At 50.9% G+C, this 14,585-nt stretch carries 12 protein-coding genes and 1 tRNA gene; 6 read left to right on the forward strand and 7 right to left on the reverse strand.

Annotation, left to right across the window (positions count from 1 at the left end; translation table 11 throughout):
- Positions 1-6 precede the first annotated feature (6 nt).
- Positions 7-2,376, forward strand: a complete 2,370-nt coding sequence (locus tag ACFQ1Z_RS07925; protein WP_379056842.1) for a hypothetical protein — start codon at positions 7-9, stop codon at positions 2,374-2,376.
- Positions 2,377-2,472: 96 nt separating this feature from the next.
- On the forward strand, positions 2,473-3,117 hold the full coding sequence (locus ACFQ1Z_RS07930; RefSeq protein ID WP_379056843.1) for a hypothetical protein: 645 nt from the start codon (positions 2,473-2,475) through the stop codon (positions 3,115-3,117).
- A gap of 507 nt (positions 3,118-3,624) precedes the next feature.
- Here the strand turns inward: ACFQ1Z_RS07930 and ACFQ1Z_RS07935 are convergent.
- The 3 genes from ACFQ1Z_RS07935 to ffh all read right to left on the reverse strand — a co-directional run bounded on the left by ACFQ1Z_RS07935 (position 3,625) and on the right by ffh (position 5,971).
- Positions 3,625-4,170, reverse strand: a complete 546-nt coding sequence (locus ACFQ1Z_RS07935; protein WP_379056844.1) for a hypothetical protein — start codon at positions 4,168-4,170, stop codon at positions 3,625-3,627.
- A gap of 225 nt (positions 4,171-4,395) precedes the next feature.
- A tRNA-Lys gene (locus ACFQ1Z_RS07940) sits at positions 4,396-4,471 on the reverse strand.
- Between the two features lie 138 nt (positions 4,472-4,609).
- The gene (ffh, locus tag ACFQ1Z_RS07945) at positions 4,610-5,971 is read right to left on the reverse strand and encodes a signal recognition particle protein (RefSeq protein ID WP_379056845.1); all 1,362 of its coding nucleotides are present in this window, start codon (positions 5,969-5,971) and stop codon (positions 4,610-4,612) included.
- Between the two features lie 90 nt (positions 5,972-6,061).
- On the opposite strand from ffh, the gene ACFQ1Z_RS07950 reads away from it, so the two are divergent.
- Positions 6,062-6,886: a cytochrome C assembly family protein gene (locus tag ACFQ1Z_RS07950; protein WP_379056846.1), complete on the forward strand. Its 825-nt coding sequence runs from the start codon at positions 6,062-6,064 to the stop codon at positions 6,884-6,886.
- 109 nt (positions 6,887-6,995) lie between these two features.
- Here ACFQ1Z_RS07950 and ACFQ1Z_RS07955 read toward each other — a convergent pair whose 3' ends face one another.
- The 4 genes from ACFQ1Z_RS07955 to pssA all read right to left on the reverse strand — a co-directional run bounded on the left by ACFQ1Z_RS07955 (position 6,996) and on the right by pssA (position 11,076).
- On the reverse strand, positions 6,996-7,667 hold the full coding sequence (locus tag ACFQ1Z_RS07955; protein WP_379056847.1) for a histidinol-phosphatase: 672 nt from the start codon (positions 7,665-7,667) through the stop codon (positions 6,996-6,998).
- 21 nt (positions 7,668-7,688) lie between these two features.
- Positions 7,689-8,582, reverse strand: a complete 894-nt coding sequence (gene yedA / locus ACFQ1Z_RS07960) for a drug/metabolite exporter YedA (RefSeq protein ID WP_379056849.1) — start codon at positions 8,580-8,582, stop codon at positions 7,689-7,691.
- Between the two features lie 42 nt (positions 8,583-8,624).
- Positions 8,625-10,160, reverse strand: a complete 1,536-nt coding sequence (locus ACFQ1Z_RS07965; RefSeq protein ID WP_379056851.1) for a 2-isopropylmalate synthase — start codon at positions 10,158-10,160, stop codon at positions 8,625-8,627.
- Positions 10,161-10,287: 127 nt separating this feature from the next.
- The gene (gene pssA, locus ACFQ1Z_RS07970; protein ID WP_379056852.1) at positions 10,288-11,076 is read right to left on the reverse strand and encodes a CDP-diacylglycerol--serine O-phosphatidyltransferase; all 789 of its coding nucleotides are present in this window, start codon (positions 11,074-11,076) and stop codon (positions 10,288-10,290) included.
- Between the two features lie 154 nt (positions 11,077-11,230).
- On the opposite strand from pssA, the gene ACFQ1Z_RS07975 reads away from it, so the two are divergent.
- The 3 genes from ACFQ1Z_RS07975 (at position 11,231) to ACFQ1Z_RS07985 (ending at position 14,584) form a co-directional block, all read left to right on the forward strand.
- Positions 11,231-12,445, forward strand: a complete 1,215-nt coding sequence (locus tag ACFQ1Z_RS07975; protein WP_379056854.1) for a tRNA guanosine(34) transglycosylase Tgt — start codon at positions 11,231-11,233, stop codon at positions 12,443-12,445.
- A gap of 647 nt (positions 12,446-13,092) precedes the next feature.
- Complete coding sequence (locus tag ACFQ1Z_RS07980) at positions 13,093-13,269, forward strand: hypothetical protein (protein WP_379056855.1); 177 nt, start codon at positions 13,093-13,095, stop codon at positions 13,267-13,269.
- Positions 13,270-13,372: 103 nt separating this feature from the next.
- Positions 13,373-14,584 carry an HlyD family secretion protein gene (locus ACFQ1Z_RS07985; RefSeq protein WP_379056857.1) on the forward strand — a complete coding sequence of 404 codons (1,212 nt, stop codon included), beginning with the start codon at positions 13,373-13,375 and terminating at the stop codon, positions 14,582-14,584.
- Position 14,585 lies beyond the last annotated feature (1 nt).

The raw sequence follows: 14,585 nt of genomic DNA on the forward strand, positions 1-14,585 counted from the left end.
TACGGTATGAATACATTTGATCCAAAAACTGAAGCTGGTACTTACATTGCGCCGCAAGGGTTATACGAGCGCAACAAGAGCAGACCTTTCCTTGGCAGCCTGACAGCCAATCGACGTGAACTGGTCGCGGGGGAATGGACCGAGCTGATGCTGACATATGAGGTGGGCGGGTCTGGTTTGGCAGATGGCGCGTGGCTTAAATTGGCCTTTAAGTTCTACTCTGACTGGGCACTGTTTCAAACCAGCGATCCAGCCGGGGCAAACTTTATATCCGCTGAGTATCTTGCAGGTGAACTGGTCCCTGGCCAGAGCCCGGCGACTGTACAAAGCCTCAAAGTCAGGTTTGATCAGAAAGGACACGAAAGGCCTTTCCAGAAAACCGTTATCGTTGATGTGATCGATGGCTATTTAAACCCCGGAGACCGTATCGTGATCCGTCTAGGCGATCGCAGGCAAGGTGGGCCAGGTACAAGGGTGCAGAGCTTTGTCGAAAAAGACTTTCAGTTCCGTTTATTCATTGACCCGCTAGGCAGCTCTAAATTCGCAGAAGTGCCTGGCGATGTTCTGCTTGATTTCATTCCCGGCGAGCCATCCGCCCTGCAAATCATCACGCCGCGTTTGGTGGGTAGTGAAACGCCATTCGATATCATCGTGCGCGCAGATGATAGCTGGGGCAATACCTGCCGCAACCTGCCATTGAGCGGTGAATTAAAGTTGATTTCACCGCTTTCCGCTGAGCAAACCATCCCATTCACACTGGCTGAGCAGGGTTGGGCTATCGTGCGTTTGCAGAATATCAAGCTGGCGCAGCACGGCGAGTGGAAAATACTGGCGCAGGTTGAAGGTGCTGCTGTGACTTCTGCCCAGGCCTATGTGAATGTTTCAACAGAAGCAGGTGCCTTGCGGCCACTCTATGCCGACTTGCATGTGCATTCGGATGATACAGTGGGGACCAATGACACCTTGTATAACCTGAGTTATGGGCGTGATGTTGCAGGCCTGGATGTGTTGGGTTATACCGCCAATGATTTCAATATCACAGAACAGCGCTGGGATAAAGCGGTAGAACTTATTCATCAGCTAAATGAACCTGGCCGCTTCGTCTGCTACCCCGGCACAGAATGGTGCGGCAACTCCTGCGCCGGTGGCGACCGTAACATCGTCTTTTTACGCGACAGCAAACCACTTTTTCCTTTTGATGCACATGGCCGCCTGGTGCGCTCATTTGAATGGAACGAGTTTACGCACGACACACTCAAGCCTGGTGCCTGGCCGGTGGATGACCTCTATGCCGCCTATGCGCATGACCCAGAGGGTCACTTGATGATGCCGCATGTCGGCGGCCGTCGCTGCAATCTGGATTGGCATCACCCTGAGCTGGAGAGGCTGATCGAAGTGAGTTCTGCCTGGGGCCAGTTTCACTGGGTATATGCCGAAGCACTACAGCGTGGCTACCGTGTAGGTGCCGCAGCCAATAGCGATGAGCATCAAGGCCGTTGTGGCGGTGGCGTTCCCGCAACCGCCGTGTTTGGTTCGCGCGGTGGTTTGACTGGCGTACTGGCCGAAAAATTTGATCGCGAAGGCGTGGCTAAAGCATTGCGCGCGCGGCATACATTTGCGACTACAGGTGAGCGTAGCTTTGCCAGCTTGCGGCACGGCGAACACCTGATGGGCGACGTGTATACACTAGAAGGCTCTGCTCCAGTGCAATATCAGTTGTTGGGTGACCAAGGCTGGGAAGAAGTCAGCTTATATGATGGCGATAAACTCATATGGACGCGCAATCTGCATGAAGAGCTGGGCTTATCAAACGACCGTATCCGCATCAGGATAGGCGGCGCTAGAATCAAAGATCGCTATCGCGGCGCTTATTGGACTGGAGAGATTCAGACCACAGGAGCGACTATCAACGATTTCAACGTGTTTGGCCTGGACCATCCCGAACAGGTTTGCTGGCGTGAAAACGCGACTACAATTGGATTCCGTACCGATACCAATGGTGACAGTGACAGTATAGAACTGCAAGTTTCACAATTAGCTGGTTGCACCATTAAACTGCACTCTCGTATCGATAGCTATATTAAAGTCGGCGACCCTCTACAACCTCAACCGTATGTGCATGCCCCTCAAGTTGAGTTGGAATTAAAGGGTGACGACTTAATCAAAAAACAATTCGTATCTAAGGAGTTACCAGGTGCGGAATTAAAAGTAACGATCGAGCGGATCACGTATAAAGAATTGCCGCGTGATCTATCAGGACTAATAGATTTAAACGCTCTGAAGCTTGAACCTAATCGTGAGCATTCTTTATTCATCGCAGCCAGACAGCGCGATCAATCGAGGATTTGGACATCGGCGCTATTTGTAACCCTATAACTAGCAACGATTAGCTACAAATACTACCTAAATGGGGAATCCGAGATAAGCAGTGAGCCATGACTTACTTTGGTAGCTGAGGGTGTAACTGAAAATATGTTATTGTTGATTGTCAAAATCGCGCTCAATAACAAAATGAATAAAAGAAAGAAAATAGAAAATGAAAATAATCAAACAATCTTAGGACTTTTGATTTTTTTCGCTTACTTGATTTATTGTGCATGCATTCCAAATTTAGTAAACAATCAGATCGACTATAAAGTGTTAGTCCTGATCCAAGTCATGATAAGTAGTCTTTTTTTCTACCATTGGTATTCACGTATTGATTATTTAAAGGTTTACTCAGGCCCCATTTCCAAAGTCTACGCTGAGATCGATTCGACGCAATTTAAATATACTCAATATCTCAATCTTGGGGTAAAAACAAAACCACCTTTCATTAAAGGTTTCTTTGATAAGCAAAAAGCTGCAAAAATACTTAGCAATAGGTATGACATCATCTGCCTTATCATTTCTTTATGTGGTGAAGCTCTTATTTTTATGACGCACGCCGACAAAGTCAGTAGTAGGAAAATGATATTCAAATTTTTGGTCAATGATTTTCCATTTGGAATAAACATCATTGCAGGCGCAGGTGGCTATATTTTTCTGGTGGGATTTTCACTTTTTTCATTAGGTTTTGTATCTAGGATCATTGGCTTGAAAGATAAAAAATTCAACTCCAACACCGAGCCAACATAATGGCCAACGATTCCTACCGCTATTACCGTCGACCAGCCTGTCCCTAATTGCTTGCCTATATTGAAAAATATCAAGTAGGGGCCAAATAAACTAATACTGTTGTGCCAATAAAACCCGCAATCAATATTATCCAAATCGAGCGGGAAGTTATTGAATGCCATTTATCACACCTTGAACAAAGGTAAGCATATACAAGCCCTTCAGCTACTCTTACTTTTTTGCGGGGTGTAGTGATATCAAGTTTATTATTACAATAAGGGCATCGATCATTTTGGTTACGCTTAGGTGCAACTCTTCGAAGGTAGATATCCACTGCAAAAACTAAGCAATATACCAATATCAATATGATTAAGGGGATGGGAATATCTTGCATAAGATCCATCTGATTTTCTTGATTTGGGTGTTCATTAGTTTACCTCACTACAAAACAAAAAAGACCCAAGGCGTTAACCTTAAGTCTCTCTATAAATGGTGGCCCCTCTGTGAGTCATACACAGCACCAGCGGACTATCGCTTAACTCCATTAATGTTATCGATTACCAATCCCATTGGTAAATACCTGCCAGTAACGACTAACTTCTGACTTTTATGCAACCCCACATCACTAGCTAAATCTGGGCTTACAATAAATGAAGCTTGATCACCACGGATATCAGTAACAATTACTCTGATTTTGTTACCCATCTTTCGAGATGTTTGAATGAGTTCGGAGACACGATACTCACGTACCTCAAAATCAGTTGCCAAGCACTCAGACAAAATGGGAGTAGATAAGGTTAAAAACCAACCTGCTCCTAATGGCATGATGAAATTGGATACTAAAAATAATATCCGATCTTTTATTGTTTTGAGATCTTCATAAGTTCTATATGGCTTATACCGTTTGCCTCTATATTTCTTTTCCTGAACCATTACATACATATACAGTAAATACAAAAGAATATAGCCGGTAATGAATATTTGACATTCAATATTTGTGTAAACAAACGGTATGTTTAAGGATAAAAGAGCTCCTATAATTGGGGTAACAATGACAAACAGAAACATCTTCATAAATTTGTTTTAATAGTATTAACTGATTAAATCATCAAGATACTTAGTTTACCTCACCACAAAACAAAAAAGACCCAAGGCGTTAGCCTTGAGTCTCTCTATAAATGGTGGCCCCTCTGTGAGTCGAACACAGCACCAACGGATTATGAGTCCGGCGCTCTAATTAATTACTTTGCATTGAGAAAAGAAAAACGGCTCACATTTCTGCGAGCCGTTTTTGTATTTTGGTAGGGTGTGCGGGGATCGAACCCACGACAAACGGATTAAAAGTCCGCTGCTCTACCAGCTGAGCTAACACCCCAATGTTTTCTTGCCTGCCGCGCTGTTTTGCGTCAAATTTGAAAGAACGCGATTATGGGGGATTTACGGGGATTGGTCAATGCTGTTTTTGCTTTTTTGTATAAAAAGTTTATTTTGACAGAATCCCGTTTTCGTGGATTTACATTCCCGGGAATTTACCGCCCATCATGCCACCCATGCCGCGCATCATTTTGGCCATGCCGCCTTTGCTGAACATTTTCATCATCTTTTGCGTTTCTTCAAACTGATTCAGCAGGCGGTTGACGTCTTGCACCTGCACGCCGCTACCCGCTGCGATACGTTTTTTGCGCGTGGCTTTGATGAGTTCTGGCTTGCTGCGCTCATCAGGCGTCATGCTGTTGATGATGCCTTCGATGCGGCGCAGGGATTTATCTACGTCATCGGTGTTGATTTTTTGTGCCATGCCGGCGATCTGCGAGGGCATTTTATCCATGAGTGAGGCCATGCCGCCCATTTTGCGCATTTGCAGCATCTGCGATTTGAAGTCGTTGAGGTCGAACTTGGCGCCTGACTTGAGTTTGTCGGCGACTTTTTTCGCTTCGTCCAGATCGACTTTTTTATGTGCCTCTTCAATCAGGCTCAGTACGTCGCCCATGCCGAGGATACGCCCTGCCATGCGGTCAGGGTGGAAAGGCTCCAGGCCATCCACTTTTTCGCTGACGCCGATAAACTTGATCGGCTGGCCGGTCACATGGCGCACGGACAAGGCGGCACCACCACGTGAGTCGCCATCCAGTTTGGTGACGATGACGCCGGTGAGCGGCAGGGCTTCGCCAAAGGCTTTGGCGGTATTGACGGCGTCCTGGCCTTGCATGGCGTCGACCACAAACAGGGTTTCGGTCGGTTTTAACAAGGCGTGCAGGTCTTTGATCTCGGCCATCATGGCTTCATCGATCGCCAGCCGGCCTGCGGTATCGAAGATCACGACATCGTAGTAGCTCTTTTTCGCTTGCTCCATGACCTGGGCGGCGATTTCAAGCGGCTTTTGCTGCGGGTTGCTGTCAAAGCAATCGATATCCAGCTGTTTTGCCAGGGTCTGTAGCTGGGTAATCGCTGCCGGGCGGTAGACGTCGGCACTGGCCAGCAATACTTTTTTCTTTTGTTCTTTGAGCAGTTTGGCCAGTTTGCCGGAAGTAGTGGTTTTACCGGCGCCCTGCAGGCCTGCCATTAAAATGACCACTGGCGGTACGGCCGCCAGGTTGAGCCCGACATTGGCTTTGCCCATCAACTCGGTGAGTTCGTCATTGACCACTTCGATCACGGCTTGCCCCGGGGTCAGGCTTTGCAGCACTTCACGGCCATTGGCGCGCTCTTTGACACGGGCGATAAAGTCTTTCACCACCGGCAGCGCCACATCGGCTTCCAGCAGTGCCATGCGCACTTCACGCATGGCATCGGCAATGTTGTGTTCGGTTAAACGTGCTTGGCCGCGCAGGTTTTTGATCACGCCTTGCAGGCGGCCGGTCAGGTTTTCCAACATGGGTAAACTCTCTTTAAAACAGGTCTGGGATAAGGTAGGGATTTTACATCATGCTAGGCGAATACGCCGAGTTTTGCCATAATGTGGCGCATGATTCAACATCTTATTCCCTACCTGGTGGTGGCATTTATCTATACGGCCGTTGCGATGGATTACTGGCGGATCGCCAGGCAAAACAAGCCGGCCAGTGAAACGCAGGCTTCGTTTCAACTGCATAGCGCCATGGTGGCACTGGGCGTGATCCTGCATGGCTGGCTGCTATATAGAGATATGTTCGCTGTCGGCGGCTTTAACCTGGGGGTTTATTTCGCGCTGTCTGCCATTTTGTGGCTCACGGTGCTGATCTACTGGATAGCCGACCTCAAGCATGCATTGCACAGCTTGCAGGCGTTTGTGCTGCCGCCAGCGGCCTTGTTTGTGCTGATGCCGGCTTTTGCCATTAAAGATTATTACGTGAACACTGCAGGGCTGACGCTGTTCAGCCTGCATATTGTGATCGCGATTGTCGCTTATAGCCTGTTTACGTTTGCCGCCTTGCACGCCTGCCTGATGCGCATGGCTGAGCGCGCCTTGCACCAGAAAAACAGCTGGCTGGCTTTGCCTGGTTTTCCGCCGCTGATGGTGATGGATGCCCTGTTGTTCAGGGTATTGCATATAGGCTTTGTGTTGCTCACTATCACCCTGGTGAGCGGCATGTTGTTCAGTGAGGAGATTTTCGACCAGCCCTTGCAGTTCAACCATAAAACCGTTTTTTCCATCGCTTCATGGCTGATTTATGCCTGGCTGCTGTTTGGCCGTTTTAAATATGGCTGGCGCGGCAAAACGGCCACGCGCTGGACGCTGATAGGCTTTGTGCTGTTGCTGCTGGCCTATATAGGTAGCCGCTTTGTGTTGCATGTGGTGTTAAACCGCTAACGGCTAACGGTGTTAAATAAAAAAGCAGCGATCTCGCTGCTTTTTTATTTAATGCTATGCGCGGAAGCAGCCAGCCAGCTATGCGCTAACAATATGCCTCTGACAGAGTTTAATCACGCAGGCTAATGATAGGCCAGCCTTGTTCAGTGGCATAGCTGGTCAACGTAGGGTCTGCATCTACCGCCACCGGGTTTGTCACCAGTTTCATCAGTGGCAGATCATTGTGTGAATCACTGTAAAAATAACTGGTTTCAAAGTCTGCCAGGCTTTGCCCACGCGCGGCCAGCCACTCGTTCAGACGCGTCACTTTACCTTGCTGGAAACTAGGCGTACCGCTCACGCCGCCGGTGAATTCACCATTGACGACTTCAGGGTCGGTACCTATCAGGTGTTCTATACCATAGGCAGTGGCGATAGGCTTGGTGACAAAACTGTTCGTAGCAGTGATCACCATGCACAGGTCACCATTGGCTTTGTGCTTATCCACCAGCGCCTGTGCTTTTTGCGTCATCATGGGGCGGATCACTTCAGCGAGGTATTTCTTGTGCAGCTGATCCAGAACCGCTCTCGGGTGCTGCGACAATGGCTGTAACTGGAAAGCCAGAAAAGCATAAATATCCAGGTTGCCATTTTTATAGTCGAGGTAAAACTGCTCGTTGCGCGCTTTGTGCGTCTGCTCATCAAGCAAGCCTTCACCTATCAGAAACAGGCTCCAGTTATAGTCACTATCCCCTGCCAGCAGGGTGTTGTCCAAATCAAATAACGCCAGGTTTTGCTTCATATCTTTTCTTAAACCACATGATTAAACAATCGTTTCATCCGGCACCGCTTCTGTGGTTGAAGTCAGTACCAGAAACACGCCGACCAGGATCACAGCCAGCGCGATATATTCCATGACATGGATCTGCTCAGCGGCGAATAATACGCCGACCACAAATGCCACGATAGGGTTAACAAAGGTATTACTGCTCGCCACCATGGGCCGCACATTGTGCAGCAACCAGTGGTAAGCAGAAAACGCCACCATGGAACCGAGCACGATGAGGAAGGCGATCGCCGCCCAGGAACGCGCCGTGATCTGTGCCGGCCACTGCTCACCAAATGCCGCACTGAATAGCAGCGCGATCAAGCCGCCGCAGAGCATCTGGCTGGCGGCACCCATCAGGCCGGCAGGCATGGCCATATGCTTGCTCCACACCGAACCCAGCGACCAAGAAGCGGCTGCAAACATCAATAAAAACGCACTCAGCCAGTCGCCCTGCAAACTGCCACGCGTGTTCAGCAACAGTATGCCGACCAGGCCTATGGCAATGCCCAGCCACTCGCGACGGCTGATCTTATGCCCCCACAGGCTGGAAAAGATCGCCATCCAAATCGGTGCCGTGGCGATCGCCAGGGCCGCCACACTGGATGAAACATGCAGTTGCACATGTGAGACCGTGCCATTGCCCAACACCGGCAGCAGCAGCCCGACCAGGGCGGCACCGCGCCACTGCACCAGCGTAGGGGCTGCATGCCCCCGGCCGCGCAAAATCACATACAGCAATGCGCCGGCCACGGTGAAGCGCACGCCGACCATGACAAAGGGCGGAAAACTCTCAATGGCATATTTGATCGCAAGGTAGGTAGACCCCCAGATCAGGTAAGTACATGCCAACGCACCCACGATTAACAGCCACTGCTGCTTAGCTGGCATTCAATACCCTACCTTCATTCATGCAAAATCCCCGGCTTGCAACTACTCTACCTGAGGATTCAGTTTTTCCACCTTGGCATAAAGCTTGTTCAGCGCATTGAGGTAGGCTTTGGCAGAGGCCACCACGATATCGGTATCTGCACCCTGGCCGTTGACCACGCGGCCGCCTTTGGCCAGGCGCACGGTCACTTCACCCTGGGCGTCGGTACCGCTGGTGATATTGTTGACTGAATAAAGCAACAACTCGGTTTCGCTATTGACGACGTTTTCAATCGCCTTGAACGTCGCATCTACCGGGCCGCCGCCAGTGGCTTCCGTGCGTTGCTCGTTGCCATCACGGTTCAGCGTCAGTACCGCGTGCGGGATCTCACCGGTTTGCGAGGCCACTTGCAGATAAGCCAGCTTGAACAGTTCGGCGGTGTCCTGCACCACTTCATCATTGACCAGCGCGTGCAGATCCTCATCAAAGATCTCTGACTTTTTATCGGCCAACTCTTTAAAGCGGGCAAAGGCAGCGTTCAATGCGTCATCGCTTTCCAGCTCTATGCCCAGTTCTTTCAGGCGGGTACGGAAAGCGTTACGGCCAGACAGTTTGCCCAGGGTTAGTTTATTGGCACCCCAGCCCACGTCTTCGGCGCGCATGATCTCATAGGTCTCGCGGTGTTTGAGCACGCCATCCTGGTGGATGCCAGACTCATGCGCGAACGCATTGGCACCGACTATCGCCTTGTTGGGTTGCACCGGGTAGCCGGTAATGGTGGAAACCAGCTTGGAAGCAGGCACGATCTGCGTGGTATCTATACGCGTACTCAGGTTGAAAATATCGCTGCGGGTCTTGATCGCCATCACGATCTCTTCCAGGCTGGCGTTGCCGGCACGCTCGCCCAGGCCATTGATAGTACACTCGACCTGGCGGGCGCCGTTCATCACTGCTGACAGCGAGTTCGCTACCGCCATGCCCAGGTCATTGTGGCAGTGGGTAGACCAGATGACCTTGTCAGCGCCTTTGACGCGTTTGATCAGTTCGGCCATGCGCTCGCCCCACACCGAAGGAATACTGTAGCCTACCGTATCGGGCACATTGATGGTTTTGGCACCGGCTTCAATCACGGCTTCAAACACACGCACCAGGAAATCAATCTCGGAACGCACGGCATCTTCGGCAGAAAACTCAACGTCATCGGTATATTCAAGTGCCCATTTCACGGCCTGTACCGCCCGCTCGACCACCTGGTCTTCGCTCATGCGCAGTTTGTTGACCATATGGATCTTGCTGGTGGCGATAAAGGTGTGGATACGGCCTTTGGCCGCATGCCTGATCGCTTCGCCGGCACGGCGCACATCATTCTCGCTGGCGCGCGCCAGTGAACAGACGGTGGAAGTTTTAATCACTTTGGCGATCTCGGAGATGGCATCGAAATCACCCGGGCTGGCCGCGGCAAAGCCGGCCTCGATCACGTCTACGCCCAGCTTTTCCAGCTGGCGCGCGATGCGTATCTTTTCTTCTTTGGTCATCGCTGCACCCGGGCTTTGTTCGCCGTCACGCAACGTGGTATCGAAAATAATTATTTGTTCCATGAATTTATCCTAACCTGGTAGCCGGAATTTTACCTGCTTGCCCCACAATTGACTATAACAGTCCACCGCGATTCGTGCGCCAATAAAAAACGCGCCAGGGGTGGCGCGTTGATGTGTACGGCATAGCTTAAGTTTTATTTTGTGCCGCCATGCGGTCGCGCGTCCATAAATAATAGCCAGACAAAGTATAAACGAACACCACACTGAACAGCACTTCAGGCGGGCTATATGAAATGAGCACGAATGCCAGCACCACGGCCAGAATCGCCACGAAAGGCACCGAGTGGCGCAGGTTGATATCCTTGCCGCTATAGAATTTAAGGTCAGACACCATAGAGCCGGCGGCAAACACGGTCAGGCACCAGGCTATCCATTTCACCTGCACGGCACCGAAAAAGATTTCGCGGCCATCGATATTGTATTCGTAAGACACCCAGACAAAACCCGCCAGCAAAGCTGCAGCCGCCGGGCTGGGCAAGCCCTGGAAATAACGTTTATCCTGAAACGGGTCGTCGATCTTGGTATTAAAGCGGGCCAGGCGCAGGGCGGCACAGGCACAATAAATAAAGGCCGCGATCCAGCCCAGCTTGTTCATGGGTTGCAAGGCCCACACATAGACGATCAGCGCGGGCGCCACGCCAAATGAGACCATATCTGCCAGGCTGTCATACTCGGCGCCGAATGCGCTCTGGGTATTGGTCATGCGCGCCACACGGCCATCCAGCCCGTCCAGCACCATGGCGATAAAGATCGCGATCGCAGACTGCTCAAAATGCTGGTTCATCGCCTGCACAATGGCGTAAAAGCCACCAAACAGGGAGGCAGAGGTGAATAGGTTAGGCAGCAAATAAATGCCACGCTGACGCAAACTGGTATGTTCTTCACGTCGCGACAGTCTGGTTTGTGGTTCAGCCATAGGAGGGTTCAATAATGCAGATACGTGCATTGTTGCGGGCAATCACAAAAAATGCAAGCGCAGTCGGGGAATATCAGAGCCCGGAAACAGGCAGCGGGCGCATCATTGCGCTGTGCTAAAATGCGCGTTTATTTCAGCTAGTTATCGCTATTTCATGCAGTTTTCACTACACAATACTGATGGCCTCGCCAGACGCGGCACCGTTCACCTCCCGCATGGCGAAGTACAAACGCCGGCGTTTATGCCAGTGGGCACCTACGGCACCGTCAAAGCCATGTCGCCGCTGGAGCTGAACGAGATCCAGGCGCACATCGTGCTCGGCAATACCTTTCATCTGTGGCTGCGCCCCGGGCTTGAAGTGGTTGCTGCACACGAGGGCCTGCATAAATTCATGGGCTGGCAAAACCCGATACTCACAGACTCCGGCGGCTTTCAGGTCTGGAGCCTGGGAGAATTGCGCAAGATCAGCGAGGCTGGTGTCAAATTCAAATCGCCTATCAATGGTGACAGCTGCTTTCTGACGCCGGAAGAATCCATGCGCATACAGCGCGTACTCAATAGCGACATCGTCATGATCTTTGATGAATGCACGCCCTACCCCGCCACCCACCACGAAGCACGCCAGTCTATGGAACTCAGCCTGCGCTGGGCGCAACGCAGCCGTGATGCATTCAATGTCTACCAAAACCAGACTATCGCGCAAGCCATGGCTTTGCCAGGGGGTGAGGCTGAAGTGCAGCAACTGCTGGCGCAAGCCAGCCACAGCGAAGACCCGCTAGCGGCAAGCGCGCAGAAAAACGCATTATTCGGCATTATCCAGGGCGGCATGTTTGAAGACCTGCGCGATGTTTCGCGCCAGGGCCTGGAAAAGATAGGCTTTGATGGTTATGCCATAGGCGGCTTGTCAGTCGGCGAACCTAAAGAAGACATGCTGCGCATTCTGGCGCACACCGCACCGCAAATGCCAAAAGATAAACCGCGTTACCTGATGGGCGTAGGCACGCCGGAAGACCTGGTAGATGCCGTCAGCTACGGCATTGATATGTTTGATTGCGTCATGCCGACCAGAAATGCGCGTAACGGCTGGCTGTTCACGCAATACGGTGATGTCAAGATCAAGAATGCCAGCTATAAAACCGATACCCGCCCGCTGGATGACGAGTGCGCATGCTATACCTGTCGCAACTTCAGCCGCAGCTATCTGCATCACTTATACCGCCTGGGCGAGATCCTGGGTGCGCGTTTAAACACCATCCATAACCTGCATTATTACCAGTTTCTGATGCAGGGCATGCGCGCGGCGATAGAAGAGAACAGGTTTGCTGCATTCAAGGCAGAGTTTGCCAGCAAGCGCGCCGAGAAGCGTTAGTCGCAGATTCGCATAGCTTAGCCCGCAGATGAGCATGCAGACCACTAGCCTCAGCTAAGCTCTTTTTAGCAGCGACCCCTCTAGCCTATGTTTTTTCATTAGCAACAAGGCAAGCAACAAAACGCTAGTCCAAAGCGGCAACAGAGGTGGCGGCTGTTAGTAGAAATACTCTCAACGCCACTTCTCAACAACTACCACAACGGCTTATCTGCTTGCGGCCCGGCCAGGCCGTACAACTCCCCTCCTGATCCTGCAGGACTTACTCACCCCTGCCTCGCCTTCCGGCGCATAGTCGCCACCCTATTTCTTAAGCCCATAGCACTCTCTAACTCTTAACAGCAAAACCTAAGCAACAGCGATGCTGAAAAGCTAGCTCAATACCTGTAACCATCACACTCAGTGCTGACTCGTATCGGCCATTACGCCCAGCGGTCAGCCGCTGCTGCAGTACAGGCGGCAGTCCCGACAGCGCACTTGCCCAGGCTGAATACACGGCTTGTTAATAGGCTTGCGCACGCTCAGCCAGGCAGCTTTACAAATGACTTCAACGCCATCAGCTATTGTAAGAATCTGCCCTTTTCTGGCTGCTAGTATGCTCGCAGGGTAAATGCCCTATTAAGTTTTTTACTATTTGTTAGGAGAAATACATGATAGAAATTTTAGAAAACGCTGAGAACCAGATGTATCGCGGTGGTCAGGATCTGGCCGGTACCGAAGATGGTTTTGATGTTCGTGCAGCAGGCATTATGGACGGTATATTTGATACTTATCAAAAAGGTGCGCCACCAATCGCCACCATTAAGTCTGACAGCGGCGGATCTTAACTTTACATATTAAATATCCAGCAGGATATTGGAGAGGCAAAGTTCAGACTTGCCTCTTTTTTTCGAGCAACGACAACTTAACCAATAATAACGGCTTACCAACATGTTTGTTCCTTTGCAAGGTGTACACACCCGTACACCACTCCCCTACACCATTTATGCCCTACTATTCATAAGCCTGGCGGTGATCGTGACAGCTCTGCTGGGAGAGGGCCGCTACCAGCAAAAAAATATGGTAGAAGGCGTGGTGCGCAAAGGCCTTTATGTCAGTGCGATGTCTGCAAGTTCCGGCACAGTGACGGCGATCTTTGTGTCGCCAGGCCAGCAGGTCAAGGCCGGGCAAGTCATTGCCGAGATCAGCAGCAATATCAGCGATGCGCTGGATGCCAAGTCCAGACCGATCACCGAACAGCTGATAGAGTCTACGCAGTCATTGCTGCATGATCTGGAAGTTTTAAAAAAAGACACTCAGTCCAAACTCAACGCCACGCTGACGACTGCGCATGGCGCAAATCAGCATAGCGCATCGGCGAAAGAGCATCTGGGCCGGGCAATCACTAACGCGCAGGAATATGAACAGAATGTAGCGCGGCAGGCCACCACCCTGGAAGATCTGGTGAATAAAGGCGCGGCACGCGGCGTAGACCTTGACCGCATGCGCATGTCCCTGCATGAAAGTGCAGTGAAGACCAACCAATTGATGCAATCGTTGCACCGCTTGCGCCAGGATGACAGTCAGATTGCTGGCAGCCTGATAGAGCATGAGGGCAATTGGCGCATGCAGCTGGAAAATATAGACAAGTCCATCCTTGAGGTCAGATCCCGTCTGCATGACCTGCAGCGCCAGAATGTCACCGCAGTATTGGCCAGACACGATGGGCAGGTCGACAGTATTCTGGTGCATGAAGGCGAGGATGTGAAGGCCAATCAGCAACTGATACTGCTGCAGAAGCATGCCACAAAACAGACAGAGATCGTTTTGATGGTCGATGATGTGAGCATAGGCATGATAGACCCCGCACAACCGCTGATAGTCCGTTTCACTAGTTTCCCTTATCAAACCTATGGCGTGCTGAAGGCGCAGATCACACATATACCCAGCTCAGCCATCATGAAGACGGATCTCAAATCCGGAGAAAAGGCAACTTATCCCATCGTTGCGCGCTTGCTTATCAGCCGCAAAGACAAGATCCCTGCAGCTGCCCTGATCAACGGCATGGCCGTTACTGCCTACGTTTCCCAGCCACCACTCTCATTATTTGAGTGGATGATGCTGCCGATTAAAAAAGCCTTTATTAGAAACCCGTCGGAATAAT

This window comes from Methylophilus luteus, assembly GCF_042676265.1.
Classification (GTDB): domain Bacteria; phylum Pseudomonadota; class Gammaproteobacteria; order Burkholderiales; family Methylophilaceae; genus Methylophilus; species Methylophilus luteus.